The sequence below is a fragment of the Achromobacter sp. 1011811831 genome (genome assembly GCF_059760905.1).
The window spans coordinates 1-21366 of record NZ_JCBANG010000099.1 but is presented as its reverse complement, the minus strand read 5'-3'; the positions used below and the strand labels follow the sequence as shown (position 1 = coordinate 21366).

Below are 21366 nucleotides of genomic sequence, written 5' to 3'. Positions count from 1 at the left end.
TCGCAGGACCGGGCCGCCGGCGGCGAGGCCACGCTGCGCGCGGCGGCGCGCGCGGACTATGTGCTGCAATGTGCCGGCTGCCATCGCGTGGACGGGCGTGGCAGCACGCGGCACGGCATACCGGACTTCCGCGATTCGGTCGGCCACTTCACGCGGCTGCCGGCCGGGCGCGAATACCTGATCCGCGTGCCTGGCGCGGCGCAGTCGCAGTTGAGCGACGCGGACCTGGCGGCGGTGTTGAACTGGGTGCTGGCTTCGTTCAGCCCGGCGCAGCTGCCGGCGGACTTCCAGCCCTACACGCAGGCCGAGGTCGCCGCCGCGCGGCCGCGTCGCTACGACGACGTGGTGCCGGTGCGGCACGCGCTGGGCCGGGAACTGGCGGAGCGCGGATTCCCGCTGTCCGAGTATTCCTATGGCAGCCATCGGCAGCCCTGAGCGCGGTTCGGCATCGGGCGGCAGCGAAGCGCTTTCCATGGCTGGCAGGCCATAGGGGTTGTCACCGATACTCGGGGGCGATCTCGGGTGCTAGAAAGAGTTCAAAAGAGACCGAGAAGCCGGAGCCGTCATGTCCCAGACCCTGTTGCGCAGCGCGCCCAAGCAATTCCTGGATTGCGCCAGCTGGAAGGAGAGCATCAGCAGCGCCTTCGTGCCGCTGGATGTGTCCGCGCTGCACCCTGGGCGCTTTCGCAGCAGCGTGGCCGATGACGAGCTGGCCTGGCTGCGCGTGAGCGAGCTGCATACCAGCGCGCAGCGCGTCAGCCGCAGCCGGCTGCAGGCCAACCAGTCCGAGAGCGCCGGCTACAAGGTCACGTTGCAGCTGTCCGGCCGCAGCGAGATCAGGCAGGCGTCGCGGCGCGCGCTGCTGGCGCCGGGCGAGTGGGGCGTGTACGACACCACGCGGCCCTACGAGGTCGACGTGGACGACAACGCGCATTTCCTGGTGATGCAGGTGCCGGGCAGGCAGGTCCAGGCCTGGGAGCCCCATATGCAGAACGCGGTGGCGCGAGTGTTCAGCGCCCGCCAGGGCTGCGGGCGCATGGCGATGGACCTGCTGCGCGTGGCGCTGGGCGAGCATGCCCATCTGTCCGAGAGCGCCGCGCGCGACGCGGCCAACGCCGTGATGCAGATGATGGGGCTGGACATCAGCGAGCGCGCCGGCGGCCGCGCCGACCAGGAGCAGGCCGGGCTGCGCCAGGCGCAACTGCGCCGCGTGCAGCAGCACATCCTGGAGAACCTGCACGATCCCGAGCTGTCGCCAGCCATGGCCGCGGCCGCGTTGCGGGTGTCGCGGCGCTATCTGTACAACCTGTTCGCGCAGGCCTCGACCACGCCGGCGGACTTCATCCTCAGCGCGCGCCTGGAGCGCTGCCGGGACATGCTGTGCGACGCCGCGCAGGCCGCGCGCCAGATCGGCGACATTGCCTTCCGCTACGGCTTTTCCGATGCGGCGCGCTTCAGCCACGCGTTCCGCCACCGCTACGGCGTGTCGCCTTCCGAGTACCGGCGTCGCGCCGCCGAAAACGCGACGGGGCGCTGAACGCGCCCCGTGGTGTTGTCCGCCGACTGCCCGTGCCGGGCCGTTCCTGGCGTTGACCCGTCCTAGAGGTTTTCCTCTTTGAGCAGGTCTTCCTTGCCGTAGAACTTCACGCCGATATGGATGCGCTCGCGGCCCTGCGAGCGGCGGTGGCGGTTGGTGTCGCGCAGCGAATAGACGCAGCCGCAGTATTCCTGCTGGTAGAAGTTCTCGCGCTTGCTGATCTCGATCATGCGCTGCGAGCCACCGCCCTTGCGCCAGTTGTAGGTCCAGTAGACCAGGTCGTCGTAGCGGGCGGCGGCGCGTTCGCCGCAGCCGTTGATCTGGTTCATGTCCTTCCAGCGCGAGATGCCCAGCGAGCTGGTGATGGTGTCGAAGCCGTGCTCGTGCGCGTACAGCGCGGTGCGTTCGAAGCGCATGTCGAAGCAGACCGTGCAGCGCTCGCCGCGCTCGGGGGAGTCTTCCAGGCCCTTGACGCGGTCGAACCAGTTGTCCATGTCGTAGTCGGCGTCGATGAACTCGATGCCGTGCTGCTCGGCGTAGCGGATGTTCTCCTGCTTGCGGATCTCGTACTCTTTGACCGGATGGATGTTCGGGTTGTAGAAGTAGATCGCGTAATCGATGCCGGAGGCCGTCATGGCTTCCATGACCTCGCCGGAACAGGGCGCGCAGCAGGAGTGCATCAGCACCTTGCTGCGGCCGGTGGGCAGATCGAGTTTGGGGCGCACGAGTTCGGACATGGCGGACAAGAAAGGGAAAGACGGCCGGTGAAGCCGGAAAAACCCTTATTTTACGACGAGTTGGCGCAAGGCGGGCCGTTGGCCCGCCTGCCCGGGACGGATCAACCCAGCACCGTGGTCCAGAGTCCGCGCACGGCGGCCCGCTCGGCCTGCAGCTGGTCGGGCGCGACGCGGGCCTTTTCCACGCCCTGCAGCCGCATCTGGTGCTGCACCCGGCGCAGCGTGCGGTAGGCGTCGCCGGCTTGCAGGGCCAGGTCGGCCGGGATCAGGCCGGCTTCGCCCGCCAGCCGCAGCAGGGCGATATTGCCGAGGTTGCGCACCAGAACCGGGTGGCTGCCCGAATGGCACAGCACCAGGTATTGGGTGACGAACTCCACGTCCACCATGCCGCCCGCGTCGTGCTTCAGATCGAAATTGGGCGTGGAGTTGGGATGGCCGGCATTGATCTTGCCGCGCATTTCCAGCACTTCCTGGCGCAGCGCCGCCGGATCGCGCGGCTGCACCAGGATGTCGGCGCGGATGCGCTCGAAGCGCTCGCCGACCGCGGCGTCGCCGGCGGCATGGCGGGCGCGGGTCAGGGCCTGGTGCTCCCAGGACCAGGCGTGCTTGCGCTGGTACTGCTCGAAGGCCTCGACCGACACCGCCAGCAGGCCGGCGTCGCCGTCCGGCCGCAGCCGCAGGTCGATTTCGTACAGCCGGCCCGACGAGGTCATGGTGGACAGCCAGGACGTCATGCGCCGGCCCAGCTTGGCGTAGACCTCGGCGGCATCGTCGCGCGGGTCGTCGAACAGGAAAACCAGGTCCAGGTCCGAGGCGTAGCCCAGTTCCTTGCCGCCCAGCTTGCCATAGGCGATCACGGCGAAACGCGGCTCGGCGCCCGGCTGCCGGTTCACCAGCGGCCAGGCGCGGCGGATGGTTTCGGCCAGCAGCAGGTCGGCCAGGGCGGACAGCTGGTCGGCCAGCTTCTCAACGGTGAGCTCGCCCTCCAGGTCCTGCGCCAGCAGCTGGAAGCTGGCCTGGCGCTGCACGTCGCGCATCAGGTTCATCTGGCGTTCGATGTCGGGATCGCCGTCTGGCAGGCGGCAGGCGTCCAGGTCGGCGGCGAGCTGGCGCGCGATCTGGCCGAAGTCCAGCGGCTCGAACAGCGTGCGCCAGTCGATCAGGCTGTCGAGCAGCAGCGGGTGCTGGGTCAGGTATTGCGCGGCCCAGGGGCTGGCGGCCACCATGCGGGCCACGCGCGCCAGCGTGTCGGGATATTCGGCCAGCAGGGCCAGGTAGGCGCTGCGCTGGGCGATGGTCTCGATCAGGTCGAACAGCCGCACCGCCGCCTGCAGCGGCGCGGGCGTCTGCCGCGCGGCGCGCAGGGCGGCCGGCAGCAGCGCCTCGACGCGGCGGCGGCTGGCGTCGGGCAGGCTGCGCACGCGGTGGCTGCCCATCAGCGTTTCGGCGCGCCGCAGCAGGTCGTCGGCCTCGTCGCCGAAGGCCTGGCGGATCTGCCCGGCCAGCTCGCACTGTTCGTCGGGTTCTTCCTTGTCGGCCGCATCGGCGGCCGGCGCAGGCTCCTCGGCGTCGCCCATGCCGACCAGGCGGAAGACGTTGCGGAAAGTCTGCGAGACGAAGGCGCGGTGCGCGGCCAGCGTGTCCTCGAATTCGCCAGCCTGCATGCCCAGCGCCGCCGCCAGCGCCGCGCGCAGGGCGGGATCGCCGGGCAGCAGGTGGGTCTGCTCGTCTTCGCGGTATTGCAGCGCGTGCTCGGTGCGGCGCAAGAAGCGGTAGGCGGCCTCCAGCCGCTGCGCGTCGGCCTCGGGCAGCAGCCCGGCGGCGCTTTCGGCGTGCAGCGCTTCGAGCAGGCCGCGACGCTGCAGGGCCGGCATGCGTCCGCCGCGGATCAGCTGCGCCAGCTGGACCACGAATTCAATCTCGCGGATGCCGCCGTCGCCCAGCTTGATGTTGTTGGCGCTGTCGATGCCGTTGCGCGCGCTGGCGCGGCGCTGCCAGTCCTGGCGGATGCGCTCGCGCAGCGCGCGCAGCGCGGCCAGCGCGTCGAAATCGAAGTACTTGCGGTACACGAAGGGCACGCGCAGGCTTTCCAGCTGCCGCGCCTGCAGGGTACTGTCGCTGCCCTCGAAGGCGCTGGCGGGAATGAGCCGGGCCTTGAGCCAGGCATAGCGCTCCCATTCGCGGCCCTGGCCGATCAGGTAGTGTTCCAGCGCGTCCAGGCTCCAGGCCAGCGGGCCGGCGTCGCCGTCCGGGCGCAGCCGCAGGTCGGTGCGGAAGACCTGGCCGTTGGCGTCCACCTCGGACAGCACCGGCATCATGCGGCGCGTCAGGCGGCCATAGAACTCATGGTGGCTGATGCGGCGCGGCCCGTCGGTCTCGCCTTCCTCGCCATAGAGCATGATGAGGTCGATATCGGACGACACGTTCAGCTCGCAGCCGCCCAGCTTGCCCATGCCCACGATCAGCATTTCCTGGGGCAGGCCGGTGGCCGGGTCGCGCGGCACGCCGTGCACGGCGGCCAGTTCGGACGCTACGCTGCGATAGGTTTCGGCCACCGCCAGATCGGCCAGCGCCGTCATGGCGCCCACCACTTCCTCCAGCGGCGCCTGGCCGCCCAGGTCGCGCGCGATCAGCGTGCAGAAGACGCGCTCGCGCAGCTTGCGCAGCACCATGCGGCAGGCGTCGACCGGCAGCGGGGCGGCGCCGCCTGTGCCCGCCAGTTCATCGCGCCATTCGGCCAGCCGGGCCGGCGTGACGGGCGCCTGCCGGGCCGTTTCCAGCCAGGCCGCCAGGTCCGGCAGGGCTTCCAGGCGGCGGCGCAGGTGGCCGGACCAGGCCAGGACGGGGGCGAGGGTGGGCGATGGTGTCATGATGAAATAGGCGCAGACTAAAGGACGCGTTTCAGGTATAAGTGGGGACGATACCGCAAGACCCTTACTCCTGCCCACTGATCCGTGTCTGTTCCGAAAAAAGTGCTCCGCGGCCTGTACTGGGGCGCGCTGGTTGTTTATGGCGTCGCCGCCATCGGGTTGCTGGGCCTGCGCTATTGGGTTCTGCCCCGCGTCGACCAGTGGCGGCCCCAGATAGAAGCCTACGCCAGCCAGGCGTTGGGCGCACAGGTTTCGATCGGCGCGCTCAAGGCCAATTGGCAGGGCCTCAATCCCAGGCTGGACCTGGCCTCGGTCCAGGTCCATGACGGCGCAGCCGGCGCCGATGCCGTGCTGACCCTGCCCAAGGTATCCGCGGTGCTGGCCTGGCGCAGCATCCTGACCCTGTCGCCCCGGCTGCTGCAATTGCAGCTCGACCAGCCCGAACTGAGCCTGCGCCGCGACGCGCAGAACCGCCTCTGGGTCGCCGGCATGGCGATCGACCTGAATGACCAGGGCGGCCCCGCGCCCGGGCTGGACCATCCCGCGCTGCGCTGGCTGACCTCGCAGCGCGAATTGCTGATCCACGGCGCCGTCATCCGCTGGCAGGACGAGTTGCGCCAGGCGCCGGAACTGACGCTGCGCGGCGTGGAATTCCTGGCGCGCAACGGCCGGCTGTCGCATCGATTCGCGCTGCGCGCCTCGGCCGACGAGGCGCTGGCCCGGCAGCTGGACCTGCGGGCCGAGTTCAATCGCGGCCTGTTCTCGGGCGACGCGCGCAACCCCGCCAACTGGAGCGGACAGATCTATCTGCAGGCCGACGACCTGGAGCCTTTGGCCTGGTCGCCCTGGCTGCCGGCGCTGCCCGTGGCTGGCCGCCTGAGCGGCCGCGCCTGGCTGCAGCTGGACCACGGCAAGTTCACCGAGCTGACCTCGGACCTGGCCGTGCGCGGACTGTCCTGGGCGGCGCGCCCGGAGGGGCCGGCGCTGCGCGGCGAGTACGCGCAGTTCCGCGTGCAGGGGCTGCCGGGTGATTTCATCCAGACGGACAGCCTGGCCCTGGCTCGCAGCCCGGGCGCGCCCAACGCCTCGCTCAAGGGTCGCGCCGAACGGTTCCAGCTCACGCTGCCCGACGTCTTCGAACAGCCGACCGTCAAAGTGGGCGAGCTGGACGTGGACGCGCAGACCAAGGGCCCGGATGCGCGCGACTGGTTCGTCGACATCGCCGAGCTGCGGGTCCGTAACGAGGACCTGGACGCGCGCCTGCAAGGCCAGTGGCGCGCCGAGGGCAAGACCGCCGCCGGCAGCGCGGACCTGCGCGGCGTGATGATCCGTGGCGCCATGCCGGCCATCCACCGCTACCTGCCGCTCACGGTCAATCCCGACGCGCGCGAGTGGCTGGCCACCGGCCTGCCGGCGGGCGAAATGCGCTCGGCGGCGATCACGCTGAAAGGCGACCTGGACGATTTCCCTTACGGCGCGCCGGGCGCGCAGGGCGAATTCGTCATCGCCGGCGAGTACGCCGGCGCGATCGTGGACTATGCCCCCGCGCGGCCGCAGCGCAAGGCCTGGCCCAGGCTTGAAAACCTGTCCGGCAATTTCCGTATCGACAAGGTCAGCCTGGCGCTGGACTCGGCGGGCGGCGCGCTCATGCACCCGGCGCCGGGCCAGACGCTGACGCTGGGCTCGGTCAGCGCGGTCATTCCGAACATGGAATTCAATTCCGTGCTGCAGGTCACGGGCAACAGCTCGGGGCCGGTGCCGGCCTATCTGGCCCTGGTGGACAATTCGCCGCTGGGCAAGCTGCTCGACGGCGCGCTGGACGAGGCGCAGGGCACGGGCGACTGGCGCATGCCGATCAAGCTGACGGTGCCGCTGCTCAATACCGACGACACGCAGGTGGACGGCCATATCCAGTTCGCCGACAACAGCTTCACCTTCATGCCGGAAATGCCGCTGCTGACGCAGATGCACGGCGACCTGGAATTCTCCGAGAAGGGCGTGCAGACCCGCGAGGTCCGCGCCCAGTTCCTGGGCGGGCCCGTGAAGATCTCCGGACGCCTGGCGCAAAGCGGCGACGCGCTGAACTTCGAGGGCACGCTGGCCGGCTCCGGCCTGACGCAGATCAGCAATACCGCGTCGATGTCGCGCTTCTCGGGCAAGGCCGCGTACAAGGGCAAGCTCAGCTACCAGAAGGGCGGCGCGGTCGAGATCTCGGCCGAGTCCGACCTGGCGGGGATGGCGATCGACATGCCGGCGCCGGTTGGCAAGTCCGCGCAGTCCTCGCAGCCGTTGAAGCTGCAATGGGGCTCCGCGCAGGACCAGGGCAGCCGTGGCCGGCGCTGGCTGACGGCCAGCCTGGGCACGACGGTGAACGCGCTGCTCGAGCGCGATCCTGCCAGCAGGTCCGCGTCGTATTTCGCGCGCGGCGCGGTCGGCATCAACCGCCCGGCCAGCCTGCCGACCGAAGCGGCGCTGAGCCTGAGCGCCAGCCTGCCGGAACTGGACATGGACGGCTGGGAAAAGGTCGGCGACGGTTTTTCCGTCCAGCCCGGCAAGGGCAAGCCGGCGCCCAAGCCGATCCTGCCGCCGCCCGGCCGCGTCAGCCTGGCCACGGGCGTGTTGCGCACCGGCGGCTACACGCTCAATGACCTGACCCTGTACGCGACCCGTCCGGATCCGGCGCAGTGGCGCGTGGACATCCAGTCGCGCCAGGCGGCTGGTTCGCTGGAGTGGCGCGAGGCTTCCGGCGCCATCGCCGGCCAGATCACCGCGCGCCTGAAGCACCTGGCGCTGGGCGGCGAGGACGACGGCAACAAGGCCGACGAGGCCCTGTCCTCGAACAGCGATCTGTCCGACATTCCCGCCATCGATTTGCAGGCCAAGCAGTTCCTGCTCTATGGCAAGAACCTGGGCGAATTGCAGGTGCTGGGCACCAACCTGGAGCGCGGCCGCCGCTGGCGGCTGGACAAGCTGTCCATCGCCAATGACGCCGCCAAGCTCGACGCCAAGGGCGACTGGACGCTGGATGGCGCCAGTCGCGGCCTGACCGTGGACGCGGCGATCAAGTTCGCCAACCTGGGCGGCTTCATGGACCGGATCGGCTTCGAGAAGATGGTGTCGGGCGGGGATGGCTCGATGCAGGGCCGCATGACCTGGCGCAACCTGCCCTGGACCCACAATATCGCCGACATTGACGGCGAGGTAGAGGTCAGTGTCGACAAGGGCCGCTTCATGCACGTGAATTCGCGCACGGCGCGGCTGCTGGAACTGCTGTCGCTGCAATCGCTGCAGCGCCTGGCCAAGCTGGAAGCCAATCCCACCAGCCTGCTGCGCGACGGCTTTCCGTTCGACACCATCCGAGGCCACATGAAGCTGTCCGACGGCGTGTTGCGCACCGACGGCTACAAGGTCAACGGGCCCGTGGCGGCCATCGTGCTGGCCGGCGACGTGAACGTGGTGCAGGAACGCTGGAACCTCAAGGCCGTGGTGATTCCGAACCTGGACGCCAGCGGCGCGGCGGTGGTGACGGCGTTGGCCGTCAATCCGCTGATCGGTCTGGGCGCTTTCGTGACGCAGTGGCTGCTCAAGCATCCGCTGGCGAGCGCGATGACCATGGAGTACGCCGTCACCGGCACCTGGGACGATCCCAAGATCGACCCGCTGGATGGTTCGGGCAAGCCCGTGCCCAAGCAGACGCCGCGTCCGGCGGACTCGCCGGTGCGGCGCCTGGAAGAGTTCATCGAACACTGAGGCGGCGCGGGCCGCGCCGCCGCTCAGGCGCTGCGGATCGCGATGCCGCCGATGGCGCCCGCCGGCGCGCGCCGCCATCGCGCGGGCCCGTCCTCGTGCACGTTGCCGCCTCGCGAGTCCACCGCCACGGTGACGGGCATGTCGACCACGTCGAATTCGTAGATGGCTTCCATGCCCAGGTCCTCGAACGCCACCACGCGCGCGCCTCGGATGGCCTGGGACACCAGATAGGCGGCGCCGCCGACGGCGATCAGGTAGGCGGCGCGATGGCGCCGGATCGCCGCGACCGCCTCGGGTCCGCGCTCGGCCTTGCCCACCATCGCCAGCAGGCCGCCTTGCGCCAGCATCATCTCCGTGTAGCCGTCCATGCGCGTGGACGTGGTGGGCCCGGCGGGGCCGACGGCCTCATTGCGCACCGGGTCCACCGGGCCGACGTAGTAGATGACCCGGCCCGCGAAATCGACGGGCATGGGCTCGCCGCGCGCCAGCAGATCCTGGATGCGCCGGTGCGCGGCATCGCGGCCGGTGAGCATGCGGCCGTTGAGCAGCAGCGTGTCGCCGGCGCGCCATTGCGCGATGTCTTCGCGCGTCAGCGTGTCCAGGTCGACGCGCCGGCCGTCGACGGCGGCAGCCGGCGCCAGGTCCGGCCAGGCCTCGGGCGGCGGCGCCTCGAACCGGGCCGGGCCGCCGCCGTCGAGGGTGAAGCGGACGTGGCGGTTGGCGGCGCAGTTTGGAATCAGCGCGACGGGCTTGGCGGCGGCATGCGTGGGATGGGTCCTGAGCTTGACGTCCAGCACCGTGCTGAGCCCGCCCAGGCCCTGCGCGCCGATGCCCAGCGCGTTGACCCGTTCATGCAGCTCGACGCGCAGGGCCTGTTCCGGCGTCAGCTTGCGGCCGGCACGCAGCGCCGCGCGCAGCGACAGCATGTCCAGCGGTTCCATCAGGCTTTCCTTGGCCAGTTGCATGGCCTTTTCGGCGGTGCCGCCCACGCCGATGCCCAGGATGCCGGGCGGGCACCAGCCGGCGCCCAGTTCGGGCACCGTGCGCAGCACCCAGTCGACCACGCTGTCGCCCGGGTTCAGCATGGCCAGCCGGGCCTTGTTCTCGGAGCCGCCGCCCTTGGCCGCCACAGTGACCGTCAACGCGTCGCCAGGCACGACGCGCGCATGAATGACCGCCGGCGTGTTGTCGCGCGTGTTGGGGCGGCCGAACAGCGGATCGGACACCACCGACGCGCGCAGCGGGTTGTCGGGATGGCGGTAGGCCAGGCGCACGCCTTCGTTGACGGCGTCCTCCAGGCCGTCGTCGAAGCCGCTCCAGCGCGCGTCCATGCCGACTTCAAGCAGCACGTTGACGATGCCGGTGTCCTGGCAGATGGGGCGCTGGTCCGTCGCGGCCATGCGCGAGTTCAGCAGGATCTGCGTCATCGCATTGCGCGCGGCCGGGCCGGCCTCGCGCGCGTGGGCCTCGGCCAGGTGCGCGAGGAAGTCGGCGGGATGGGTATGGCTGATGTGCTGCAGGGCGCGGGCGACGGAGTCGACCAGGTCCTGGCGGCGGATGGGGAGGGTCATGGCTGGAGGTCGTGGCGGCAAGGTCATTCGGCGTGCAGCGTGGCGCCGGCCCGTTCGCGGACCAGGCTGACGGCGACCAGGGACACCAGGGCCATGGCGATGACGTACACGCCCACCATCCAGGACTTGCCGGTGGCCGAGATGATCCATTGCGCGATCATGGCGGCGAAGGCGCCGCCCAGGATGGAGCCCAGCGCATACCCGACCGAGATGCCCGAGTAGCGCACGTCGGCGGGGAACATCTCGGCGTACAGCGCCGCCTGCGGGCCGTAGGTCAGGCCCAGCGGCAGCGCCAGGATCACCAGCGCGGCCGTGAATTGCCCGATGTCGGCGGCGTCGATGAAGCCCCACATCGGCACGGCCCACAGCGCCAGCAGCACATAGCCGATCTGGAAGGTGCGCACCCGGCCGATGCGGTCGCCCAGCCAGCCGCCGAGCAGCGTCGTGGCCAGCCACACGGCGGCGGCCAGCGTGCAGGCCATCAGCACCTGCTGGGCCGGCATCTTCAGCGCGCGGCTGCCGTAGCTGATGAAGAAGCCCACCAGCAGATAGCCGGCGGCGCTGTTGCCCACGAAGATCAGCGCGGTCAGCAGCACCTCGCGCGGATGCTTGCGCAGCAGCTGGCCCAGCGGCGCGGCGCTGGCGCGCTTGCGCGCCTGCATCTCCAGGAACACCGGCGATTCCTCGACCGCGCGGCGGATGAAGGTGCCCACCACGATCAGCAGCACCGACAGCAGGAAGGGCACGCGCCAGCCCCAGTCCATGAAGCGTTCCATGCCGACGGCGGCGGTGAGGCACCAGAGCACGCCGGTGGCGACGATCATGCCCATGGGCACGCCGATCTGCGGAAAGGCGCCGAACAGCGAGCGGCGGTGCGCCGGCGCGTGTTCCACCGCCATCAGGGCCGCGCCGCCCCATTCGCCGCCGGCCGAGAAGCCCTGCAGCACACGCAGCCCGACCAGCAGCACCGGCGCCCAGACGCCCAGCACGGCGTAGGACGGCAGCAGGCCGATCAGCGCGGTGGCCGAGCCCATCAGGATCAGCGTGGCGGCCAGCACGCGCTTGCGGCCGTAGCGGTCGCCCAGATGGCCGCAGATGATGGCGCCCAGCGGCCGGAACAGGAAGGCGACGCCCACCGTGGCGAAGGACAGGATCAGCGCCCATTCCGGATTGTTCTGGGTGAAGGGGGCGAAGAACAGCGCGCCCAGCACCAGCCCGGCGGCCTGGGAATAGATGAAGTAGTCGTACCACTCGATGGTCGAGCCGACCAGCGTGGCGGCCAGCACCTTGCGGTCGTCGGCGCTGATCAGCGGACGACCGGCGGGCGCGACGGCGGCGCCGGGCGCGGAAATCTCGGTTTGCATGGTTTGTCTCCTGGGGTGCGGCGGCGCCGCTGATCTTGGGAAGGCCGTGCGGGGCGCGGCCTTCCTGGGGGGACTGCGATGGGACTGCGCGGTTCAGGCGGGACTTGCGACCGGCGCGGGCTGCGGCGCGTCGGGCTGGCTTTCGGGGCTGGCGGCCTGGAAGGTCGGCAGGGCGGCGCAGGCCCGCGCGATGGCGTCGATCCGCGCATACGGCGCCAGGTCCGCGCCGTAGCGCCTGGCGTTGTAGACCTGCGGCATCAGGAAGCACTCGACGATGCCGGGCGCGGCGCCCAGCACATACGGCGCGCCGTCGTCGTCGCCCAGCGCGGCCTCGAAGGCGGAAAAGGCCTCGTGGCACCAATGGCGATACCACTCGCCGATCTGCTCGTCGTCGGCGTCGAACTGGGCGCGCAGCCGCTTGAGCGCGCGCAGGTTGTTCAGTGGATGGACCTCGCAGGCGATCAGCTGCGCCAGCGCGCGGGCGCGTGCCCGGGCCGCGCGGCCTGGCGGCAGCAGGGCGGGTTCGGGATTGCGTTCCTCCAGGTATTCGATGATGGCCAGCGACTGCTGCAGGCGCAGGCCGTCGATGTCCAGCATGGGCACCAGGCCGAACGGCGCCAGGCGCCGGTAGGCCGGCTGCAGGTGTTCGCCCTGCGCCATCTGCCAGGTGACGCTGCGGTACGGCTGGCCCTTCAGGGCCAGCGCGATGCGCACGCGGTAGGCGGCCGAGCTGCGCCAGTAGCTGTGCAGCACGGGGATCGAAGCGGATTCGGCCATCGCGCGCTCCGTTCAGGCTTCGGCGGTTTCAAGCGCGGCCGTGGCCGGCAGCGGCCGCGTGCCGGGGATCTCCACCACCTGGTCGATATCGCCGAACAGGCTGGCGCCGCTGTCGTCGCGCATGCCGATGCGCACGCGGTCGCCATGCTTGAGGAAGGGCGTGCGCATTTCGCCGTCGCGCAGCTTCTCGCGCACGCGCGCTTCCACCAGGCAGCAGACGCCGGCCGCGTCGCTGGCATTGGAGATCGTGCCGCTGCCCAGCAGCGTGCCGGCGCCCAGGCGGCGCGTGCGCGCCGCATGCGCGATCAGCTCGCCGAAGTGGAACTGCATTTCCTCGCCGGCCTGGGGCTGGCCGATGAGCCTGTCGTTCAGCCAGACCTGCATGGACCGGTGCAGCTTGCCGCCGTGCCAGTACGGTTGCAGCTCGTCGGGCGTGACCAGCACCGGCGACAGCGCCGAGGCCGGCTTGCCTTGCAGGAAGCCGAAGCCCTTGGCCAGCTCGGGCAGCACCACGTTGCGCAGCGTGACGTCGTTGACCAGGCCCAGCAGCACGATGTGTTGCAGCGCGTCGTCGGCATCCACGCCCAAGGGCACGTCGTCGGTGATCACGACGATCTCGGCTTCCAGGTCCACGCCCAGGTCTTCGCTGGCGGCGGTGATGGGATCCCGCGGCCCCATGAAATCGTCCGACGCGCCCTGATACATGAGCGGATCGGTGCGGAAGGACGGCGGCATCTCGCCGCCGCGCGCGCGCCGGGTCAGATCGACGTGGTTCAGGTAGGCCGACGCGTCCAGCCATTGATAGGCGCGCGGCAGCGGCGCGGCGCAGCGCGCCGGATCGAAGGGTTCGCCGGCGCGGCGGCCGTCGTTCAAGGCCTGGTATTCGGCTTGCAGGCGCGGCGCGATGCGCGTCCAGTCGTCCAGCGCCTGCTGCAAGGTGGCGGCGATGGCGGGCACGGCGAGGTGGCGAGACAGATCGCGGCTGACGACGACCAGCTGGCCGTCGCGCGCGCCGTTCTTCAAGGTGGCGAGTTTCATGTGTTCAATCTCCTGCGGGGTTCGTCGGGGCGGCGCTTCAGCTGTTGAGCTCGGCCCACATTTCACGGTCGCGCTCGGCGGTCCAGACGCGCGGGTCGGCGATGCCGCTGGCTTCGTCGTAGGCGCGCGAGACGTCGAAGGGAATCGCGTGTTCGTAGATGACGACATGGCCGAACTCCGGATCCATCACGCGTCGCGTGTCCGCATAGACCTGCTTGAGGGACTTGCCGCCGGCCACGCCCTCGCGCGCGCAGCCGTACAGCGTCTGCACCCAGCGGCGCGTGTAGCCGATGGCCTCGCGGCAGTCCTGCGGCGTGGTCAGCGCCGGGCCTCGGCCCGGCACCATCTGCGCGGGGCGCAGCGCTTCGAGCCGGTCCAGCGTCGCGGGCCAGTCCGCCAGGTAGGCGTCGCCGGTGTAGACGCCGGCGTTGAACTCGACCAGGTCGCCCGCGAAACAGATGCCCTGCGACGGAATCCAGACCACGCTGTCGCCGCGCGTGTGGCCGTTGCCCAGATGCATCATGCGCACCTCCAGCGTGCCCAGCCGGATCGTCAGCTCGCGTTCGAACACGATGGTGGGCCAGGTCAGGCCAGGGATCGATTCGGACGAGCGGAACAGGCGCGGGAAGCGGCCGATTTCCGAATCCATGTCGGCCTGGCCGCGCTCGACGATCAGCTCGTGCGTGCCTCGGCTGGCGATGACGGTGGCCGCGCCTTCGGCGGCGAAGGCGGACGCGCCCAGCACGCGCACCGCGTGGTAGTGCGTCAGCGCGACATGGCGGATGGGCTTGTCGGTGACGCCGCGAATCGCGCGGATCAGGTCCTGCGCCATGGCCGGCGTGGCGGTGGCGTCGACCACCATCACGCTGTCGTCGCCGATGATGACGCCCGAATTCGGATCGCCGTCGGCGACGTAGGCATAGGCGTTGTCCGACAGGCGCTCGAACGAGATTTTCTTTTCCGCCAGGTCGGCCTGGGACGCGAAGGGCTTGCTCATGGGATTTCCTTGTGAAGAATGAAACAGGGGATCAGCCGGCCCGCGCCTGGCTGCTGGTGCCGCTCTGGCCGGGCCGCAGGCCGGCGGCCTTGTCGCGGGTCCAGGCGGCCAGCTCGTCGTGCGCGGCGCGGCGCTTGTCGGCGACGTAGTCGTGCATGGGCAGGCGCACGGTGATTTCCAGGCGCAGGCCGTTGGGATCGAAGAAGTAGATGGAGCGGATGAAGTGGTGGTCGGTCGGCCCCACGGTCTCGATGCCGTGCCCGCTCAGCCGCTGGCGCATGGCGTCCAGCGCGGCCTCGTCCGCGACTTCCATGGCGAAGTGGTTGACCCAGCGCGGCGTGTCGGGATCGGGCGCGCTGGCGCCGTTGTCGCCCAGGTCGAAGAAGGCGATGTGCGAGTGGTCGGCGAACTCGAAGAACAGATGCACGAAGGGGCAGTACTCGCCGGTGGACGGCACGCGCTCTTCCTTGACCACGTGCACCAGCGGCAGGCCGAGGATGTCTTCGTAGAAGTGGCGGGTTTCCTCCGCGTCGCGGCAGCGCCAGGCGAAGTGGTGCAGGCCGCGGACGGCGGGGCAGGGCGCGGCGGCGCGGGACAGGTCGGGCTGGGTCATGCGGGGTCTCCGGCAATCAGGGAATGGACAGGCAGGACGGCTCCGCGTGCGCCGCCATCATTTCGTCGACGGCGGCCTGGGCGCGGTCGCCGTCGCCCAGGGCTTCGATCAGCAGCAGCACCAGTTGCGCCAGGCGGTCGCGCTGGACCGAGGGATCGGGCGCGCTGGTGAGCGCGATCAGGCGTTCGAGCAGATCGTCAAGCTGTGGCTGCGACATGGGCATGGGCGTGGGTTCCGGCATTCGATGGGGAATGCGCGTCCGGGGACGCGCTGTAGGCGCAGGGGTAGAGCGCGGCGGCGATCCAGTCCGGCAGGGCCAAGTCGGCCTGGCCCGAGGCGGCGGCATCGATGGCGGCCATCACATGCTGGTCCGGCCGGATCAGCCAGACTTCGCCGTCCATCTCCACGCCCAGCTGGCGCCGCAGCGCCTCGCGGCCCTCGGCGTCGCAATGGGCGCCGACCGCCACGCGGCGCAGCAGGGCGCCGTCGTCGGTCGGTTCCGGGACAGGCGGTACGTGTTCCCTGAAAACCAAGGCGGTGAACCAGGGGCCGAGCAGCTGGTGCAGCGAGCGCTGCGCGCGGCGGTCCAGCACCACATTGGGCAGCGCGCGTCCCGCATGCGGGCTGGCGGGATGCGCCAGCGGCGACGGCGGGTAGACGGCCGGCATGCAGAGCCTGCCGGTATTGATCATGCGCGCGGGCACGTCATGGCGCGGGGCCAGGGCGATGATGGCATCGCGCCACATGCGCGCCGATTCGGCCGGGCCGGGATGCACGAAGCGCGACGAGCGCCGCGCCTGGCGGATGTTCTCCAGCGCCGCGTGCTTGCGCTCGGCGCTGTAGCTGTCTAGCAGGGCGTCGCTGGCGCGTCCTTGCAGCACCAGCGCCAGTTTCCAGCCCAGGTTGTCGGCGTCCTGGATGCCGCCGTTGCCGCCGCGCGCGCCGAATGGCGCCACCAGGTGCGCCGAGTCGCCGGCGAACAGCACGCGGCCGTGGCGCAGACCGGACAGGCATTCATGGCGGTAGGCCCAGACGCCGTGCCAGGCGATATCGAAATCGACCTGTTCGCCGAGCAGGTCCCAGACGCGCTGGCGCATGGCCTGTGGCGTACAGGCCGCCTGCGCGTCTTCGTCGGGACGCAGCTGGAAGTCCAGCCGCCAGGTGTCGTCTGCCATCTTGTGGCGCCAGACGGCCCGGCCGTGGTTGCTGCCGGCGTCCAGCCAGGTCCAGCGCTCTTCTGGCCAGGACGTACCGCGCAGCACCACGTCGATGATGATCCAGCGGTCCTCGTTGCGGTCGTACACCTCGGGCCGCAGGCCCAGCGCCTGGCGCAGCGGGCTGTTGGCGCCGTCGCAGGCGATCACCCATTCGGTCCGCGTGCGGTAGTCGCCCTCGGGCGTGTGCACGCGCAGCGTGACCGGGCCGCCGTCGGCCGGCGTCTCGATCGCGTCGACGCGGTTGAGCCAGCGCAGCTCGGCCAGCGGCTCGCGTTGCAGCGCCTCGACCAGAAAGGCTTCCAGATAGTATTGCTGCAGGTTCACGAAGCCGTTGTGGCGCATGTCCGGCTGGGCCTGCAGCGTGAACGAGGCGACTGCCGCATCGCGGCACAGTACGCGCCCGACGTTCCAGCGCACGCCCTTGGCGACGATGGTGTCGGCCACGTCCAGGCGGTCGAAGATGTCCAGCGTGCGCTGCGCCCAGACCATGCCGCGCGAGGCCAGGCCGCGCACGCCCACGGTGTTGTCGTCGTCCAGCAGGGTCACTCGCTGGCCCCGGCGGACCAGGTCCAGCGCCATCGTCAGGCCGCTCAGGCCACCGCCCACGACGATGACCGGGTGCGGCGCGGGCCGGGCGCGGTCCAGCTCGTCGGGCCTGAGGAAAGGGTAGGTGGGAAGCTCCATCATGGCTTGACCTTGTGCTCCAGTGATCTATAGTTCTTGGCTTCAGGGCACCAATGTAGAAGTGCCGCCGGCAGGCGTCATGTCCTCACGCAAGAGGACAACTCGCGGCCCGCCGATCCCCGTAGAATCGATCGCCAAGACTGGGGGAGCCAGAACCATGAGAGAGACAAGCCATCAAGCGTTCGCGCGCGCGGACGGCGGGCAGTGGGCAGTTCCCGTGATCACCGGCCTGGGCGGCCCGGCCTTCCATGCCACCTTGCTGGCGGGGCTGCGCGACCTGGTGGGCGCCGACCACGTCACCGACCTGAGCTATGACCAGGCCGGCGGGCTGGGCCAGTGTTCGGCCGCCAGCCTGCTGAACCAGTCCATGATCGAGTGGACGACCAACCTCTACGTCAACGGCAGCTTCTATCGCCGTGACCCCAATTACCAGATGCTCTGCGGCATGGCCGGACAGCGGCGCCGCTCGGAAGCGCTGATCGTCGAGCCGCTCTGTCCTGAGGGTATTCCCGATGCCGAGTACCGGCGCCTGCTGTTCGAGCGGCCGGGCTTCGCCAGCAAGATCTCGGTCATCGGCGCGCGCGACGATGGCGTCTGCTACATCAACCTGTACTTTTCGCGGCGGCATGGAGCCGGCGTGGAGGATCTGCTGCGCGGCTGCGCGCCGCTGCTGATCGCGCTGAGCCGGCGACATCGCGAACTGCGCTGCCCGGCCGAGCCTGCATGCGCCGAGGCCGAGAGCTGGGCCTCGGGGTTTTCTCTGAGGGAAATCCAGGTGGCGGGATTGCTGCGGCGCGGCCATACCGCCAAGCAGGTGGGGCGCGAGCTTGGCCTGTCGCCGGCCACCGTGGTGACCTACAAGAACCGCATCTTCAAGAAATGCCAGGTTGCCAGCCTGAAGGAATTCCTGCTCAAGACGCCGTCGCCGGCGGCGCAGGAACGGACCCGTCTTTCCTGTTGAGCCGCGACGGGCGGCCCGGCGCACCGGGCCGCCGGCGGTCTCAACGCGGCAACGGGGATGCCGCCCGGCGTTCGGCGCGATGGCACCAGCGCAGCACGCGCCAGGTCGACAGCATCATCAGGAGCAGCACGAACAGGAACGGAAAGCCCGTGGCCACCGAGGCGGCCTGCAGGGAATTGAGTCCGCCGCCCAGCAGCAGGATCAGCGCGACCACGCCCTGGGCCACGGCCCAGAAGATGCGCTGGATGATGGGCGCGTCGACCTTGCCGCCGGCGGTGATGCCATCGATGACCAGCGAACCGGAATCCGACGAGGTGACGAAGAAGATCACCACCAGCACGATCGCGACCAGCGAGGTCAGGCCGGCCCAGGGCAGCTGGCGCAGCATCATGAAGAGCGACAGCTCGGGCTGGTTGGCCAGCACCATGTCCTGCACGCCCGTATAGCCCTGCGCCACCAGCTGGTGCAGCGCGGTGCCGCCGAAGGTCGTCATCCAGAAAATGGAAACCAGCGTGGGCGCGATCAGCACACAGACCAGGAACTGGCGCACGCTGCGGCCCTTGGAAATGCGGGCGATGAACATGCCGACGAACGGCGACCAGGAAATCCACCAGGCCCAGTAGAACGAGGTCCAGCCCTGCAGGAAGGCGTTGTCGTCGCGGCCGAACGGCTGCGACAGCAGCGGCAGGTATTGCAGGTAGGCGGCGGTGTTGTCCAGCAGGCCTCGCAGGATGTCGGCGGTCGGGCCCACCGCGATGATGAGCAGCATCAGCAGCAGGGCCAGCGCCACGTTCAGCTCGGACAGGCGCTTGACGCCCGCCTCGATGCCGGCCACGACCGAGCCCAGGGCGATCGCCGAGATCACGATCACCAGGATGATCTTGTTCTGCGCGTTGATCTCGATGCCATACAGGTGATGCAGGCCGGCCAGCGCCTGCTGCGCGCCCAGACCCAGCGAGGTCGCCAGGCCGAACAGCACGGCGAACACGGCCAGTATGTCGATGGCGTTGCCCAGCGCGCCGCGCGCGTGCCGTAGTCCGAGGATGGGATAGAACACCGACCGGATCGACAGTGGCAGGCGCAGGTTGTAGGTGATCAGCGCCAACGACAGGCCGACGACCGCGTAGATCGCCCAGGGATGCAGGCCCCAGTGGAATACCGAAGCGGCCATGGCCAGCTCTCTCGCGGGCGCGACCGCCGGGGCGATCAGCTGGCCCTGCGGGTCCAGCGGCGGCGCCAGGCCCAGCGGTGGATTGTTGAAATGCTGCACGGGCTCCATCACGCCGAAGAAGATCAGTCCGATTCCCATGCCGGTGGCGAACAGCATCGAGGTCCAGCCGACGAAGGAGTATTCGGGCTTCGCATCCTGGCCGCCGATCACGACGCTGCCCATGGGCGAGAAGATCAGGAACAGGCTGAACAGCACGAAGAGGTTGGCCGCGCCCATGAAGAGCCAGTCGAACGTCGAGGTCAGCCAGCCGCGAATGCCGTTGAGCGCGGCCTCGGTGGGGCCGGCCTGCAGCAGGGCGAAGATCACGAAGGCGGCGATCACGGCCACCGAGATGGGAAAGACGGGATGGTGGATGTCGAGGATGCCGAAGCGGATGTTGTCCTGGCCCGCCTGCGCGCTGCCCTGCAGGCGGTCCAGGAACCGATGGTGGGGATGGGTCATGATTCCGGCGCGCGCGCTACGGCGCGTGCCGCCTCCTTTGTGTTTTATGGTTGTGCCGCGCCTGGTTGCGGGCCCGCGGCGCACCTGCCTCGCATGCGACGGACCCGCAGCCATTCTTCTCCCAAGTGCTGCGCGGCTCTTTTCCGGGCCGGACGCGAAACTGCCTATTCCCGACATGGCGCGGGTCGTGCGTCGGGCGGGCTGGATGCGGTCGCAATCCGTCTGCTTCCTGTCGCCTGGCGACAAGCGCGCCCGCCCCGGCGGCGTCACCATCGCGTAGGCGCGGCCGTCCGGCCGGCACGACGCCGGCGCGGCCGGCCAGGAGACGAGCGATGGCAGAGAACAGAGGCGTGGTTTACATGGGGCAGGGACGCGTCGAGGTCCAGCCCCTTCGGTTCCCCGAGCTGGCGGATCCCCGGGGACGCAGGATCGGGCATGGCGCCATCCTGAAGGTGGTCGCCACCAATATCTGCGGTTCCGACCAGCACATGGTGCGCGGCCGCACCACGGCGCCCGCCGGCATGGTGCTGGGGCACGAGATCACCGGCGAGGTCATCGAGATCGGCCCCGACGTGGAGACGCTGCGGGTCGGCGATCTGGTGTCCGTGCCATTCAACGTGGCTTGCGGCCGTTGCCGCTGCTGCAAGGAACAGGACACGGGCGTGTGCCTGAACGTGAATCCGGACCGGCCCGGAGGCGCGTATGGCTATGTGGACATGGGCGGCTGGATCGGCGGACAGGCCCGCTACGTGATGGTGCCCTACGCCGATTTCAATCTGCTGCGCTTTCCCGACGCGGCGCAGGCGATGGAGAAGATCCGCGACCTGACCTGCCTGTCGGACATCCTGCCCACCGGCTACCACGGCGCGGTGTCGGCGGGCGTGGGGCCGGGCAGCACGGTCTACGTGGCCGGCGCGGGACCCGTGGGGCTGGCGGCCGCGGCCTCGGCGCGGCTGCTGGGCGCGGCCGTCGTCATCGTGGGCGACGTGAACGCGGCGCGGCTGGCGCATGCGCGCGCGTCCGGCTTCCAGACCGTGGACCTGACGCTGGACGCGCCCTTGTCCGAGCAGGTTGCGGCGATCCTGGGCGTGCCGGAGGTGGATTGCGCGGTCGACGCGGTGGGCTTCGAGGCGCGCGGCCACGGCGGGGAGGGCTCGCGGTCAGAAGCGCCGGCGGCGGTGCTCAATGCGCTCATGGAGGTGACGCGGGTGGCGGGCCGCATCGGCATTCCCGGGCTCTATGTCACCGACGATCCCGGCGCCGCCGATCCGGCCGCGCGGCGCGGCAGCCTGTCGGTCCGCTTCGGCCTGGGCTGGGCCAAGGCCCATAGCTTCCACACCGGACAGACGCCGGTCACGAAGTACAACCGGGCCTTGATGCAGGCCATCCTCTGGGATCGCCTGCGGATCGCCGACGTGGTGGGCGTGACGCTGATTTCCCTGGACGATGCGCCCAGGGGGTACGCCGAGTTCGACGCCGGCGCGCCGCGAAAATTCGTGATCGATCCGCACGGCGCGCTGCTGGCGGCCTGACCGCCACGCGGGCCTGGAGCCGGCGCGCGCCACGTCAGGCCCGCGC

16 protein-coding genes are annotated in these 21366 nt (G+C 70.0%); 5 read left to right on the top strand and 11 right to left on the bottom strand.

Going from position 1 to position 21366, the window contains the following annotated elements; translation table 11 throughout:
* Nucleotides 1-33: 33 nt before the first annotated feature.
* A complete protein-coding gene (locus tag AC6LJ9_RS26265; protein ID WP_498149820.1) occupies nt 34-435 on the top strand; it encodes a c-type cytochrome in 402 nt (133 codons plus the stop codon).
* A 130-nt stretch (nt 436-565) separates the two neighbouring features.
* Entirely contained in the window at nt 566-1537 is a 972-nt protein-coding gene (locus tag AC6LJ9_RS26260) for an AraC-like ligand-binding domain-containing protein (RefSeq protein ID WP_498149819.1), read from the top strand.
* 62 nt (nt 1538-1599) lie between these two features.
* On the opposite strand, the gene AC6LJ9_RS26255 is transcribed toward AC6LJ9_RS26260, so the two are convergent.
* Nucleotides 1600-2274 carry an epoxyqueuosine reductase QueH gene (locus AC6LJ9_RS26255; protein ID WP_212318738.1) on the bottom strand — a complete coding sequence of 225 codons (675 nt, stop codon included), beginning with the start codon at nt 2272-2274 and terminating at the stop codon, nt 1600-1602.
* 101 nt (nt 2275-2375) lie between these two features.
* Complete coding sequence (gene glnE / locus AC6LJ9_RS26250) at nt 2376-5144, bottom strand: bifunctional [glutamate--ammonia ligase]-adenylyl-L-tyrosine phosphorylase/[glutamate--ammonia-ligase] adenylyltransferase (RefSeq protein WP_498149818.1); 2769 nt, start codon at nt 5142-5144, stop codon at nt 2376-2378.
* Nucleotides 5145-5246: 102 nt separating this feature from the next.
* On the opposite strand from glnE, the gene AC6LJ9_RS26245 reads away from it, so the two are divergent.
* Nucleotides 5247-8894, top strand: coding sequence for a YhdP family protein (locus AC6LJ9_RS26245; RefSeq protein ID WP_498149817.1), 3648 nt, complete (start codon nt 5247-5249; stop codon nt 8892-8894).
* Between the two features lie 23 nt (nt 8895-8917).
* On the opposite strand, the gene AC6LJ9_RS26240 is transcribed toward AC6LJ9_RS26245, so the two are convergent.
* The 8 genes from AC6LJ9_RS26240 to AC6LJ9_RS26205 all read right to left on the bottom strand — a co-directional run bounded on the left by AC6LJ9_RS26240 (nt 8918) and on the right by AC6LJ9_RS26205 (nt 17158).
* Nucleotides 8918-10465, bottom strand: coding sequence for a fumarate hydratase (locus AC6LJ9_RS26240; protein WP_498149816.1), 1548 nt, complete (start codon nt 10463-10465; stop codon nt 8918-8920).
* A 23-nt stretch (nt 10466-10488) separates the two neighbouring features.
* Nucleotides 10489-11829 (bottom strand): MFS transporter, encoded by a 1341-nt coding sequence (locus tag AC6LJ9_RS26235; protein WP_212312436.1) that lies wholly within the window; start codon nt 11827-11829, stop codon nt 10489-10491.
* Nucleotides 11830-11922: 93 nt separating this feature from the next.
* Nucleotides 11923-12606 carry a maleylacetoacetate isomerase gene (gene maiA, locus AC6LJ9_RS26230; protein WP_498149815.1) on the bottom strand — a complete coding sequence of 228 codons (684 nt, stop codon included), beginning with the start codon at nt 12604-12606 and terminating at the stop codon, nt 11923-11925.
* Nucleotides 12607-12618: 12 nt separating this feature from the next.
* Entirely contained in the window at nt 12619-13644 is a 1026-nt protein-coding gene (locus AC6LJ9_RS26225; RefSeq protein WP_498149814.1) for a fumarylacetoacetate hydrolase family protein, read from the bottom strand.
* Nucleotides 13645-13681: 37 nt separating this feature from the next.
* Nucleotides 13682-14641, bottom strand: coding sequence for an MBL fold metallo-hydrolase (locus AC6LJ9_RS26220; RefSeq protein ID WP_212312441.1), 960 nt, complete (start codon nt 14639-14641; stop codon nt 13682-13684).
* 31 nt (nt 14642-14672) lie between these two features.
* A complete protein-coding gene (locus tag AC6LJ9_RS26215; protein WP_498149813.1) occupies nt 14673-15254 on the bottom strand; it encodes a VOC family protein in 582 nt (193 codons plus the stop codon).
* A 16-nt stretch (nt 15255-15270) separates the two neighbouring features.
* Complete coding sequence (locus AC6LJ9_RS26210) at nt 15271-15477, bottom strand: DUF2783 domain-containing protein (RefSeq protein ID WP_212312443.1); 207 nt, start codon at nt 15475-15477, stop codon at nt 15271-15273.
* Nucleotides 15452-17158, bottom strand: a complete 1707-nt coding sequence (locus AC6LJ9_RS26205; RefSeq protein ID WP_498149812.1) for an FAD-dependent oxidoreductase — start codon at nt 17156-17158, stop codon at nt 15452-15454. The genes AC6LJ9_RS26210 and AC6LJ9_RS26205 overlap by 26 nt, the downstream gene beginning before the upstream one ends.
* 154 nt (nt 17159-17312) lie before the next feature.
* Between AC6LJ9_RS26205 and AC6LJ9_RS26200 the strand changes: the two genes are divergently transcribed.
* On the top strand, nt 17313-18116 hold the full coding sequence (locus tag AC6LJ9_RS26200; RefSeq protein ID WP_498149811.1) for a helix-turn-helix transcriptional regulator: 804 nt from the start codon (nt 17313-17315) through the stop codon (nt 18114-18116).
* Nucleotides 18117-18156: 40 nt separating this feature from the next.
* Here AC6LJ9_RS26200 and AC6LJ9_RS26195 read toward each other — a convergent pair whose 3' ends face one another.
* Nucleotides 18157-19788, bottom strand: a complete 1632-nt coding sequence (locus AC6LJ9_RS26195) for a BCCT family transporter (protein WP_498149810.1) — start codon at nt 19786-19788, stop codon at nt 18157-18159.
* A 332-nt stretch (nt 19789-20120) separates the two neighbouring features.
* Between AC6LJ9_RS26195 and fdhA the strand changes: the two genes are divergently transcribed.
* The gene (gene fdhA / locus AC6LJ9_RS26190; protein WP_498149809.1) at nt 20121-21320 is read left to right on the top strand and encodes a formaldehyde dehydrogenase, glutathione-independent; all 1200 of its coding nucleotides are present in this window, start codon (nt 20121-20123) and stop codon (nt 21318-21320) included.
* Nucleotides 21321-21366 lie beyond the last annotated feature (46 nt).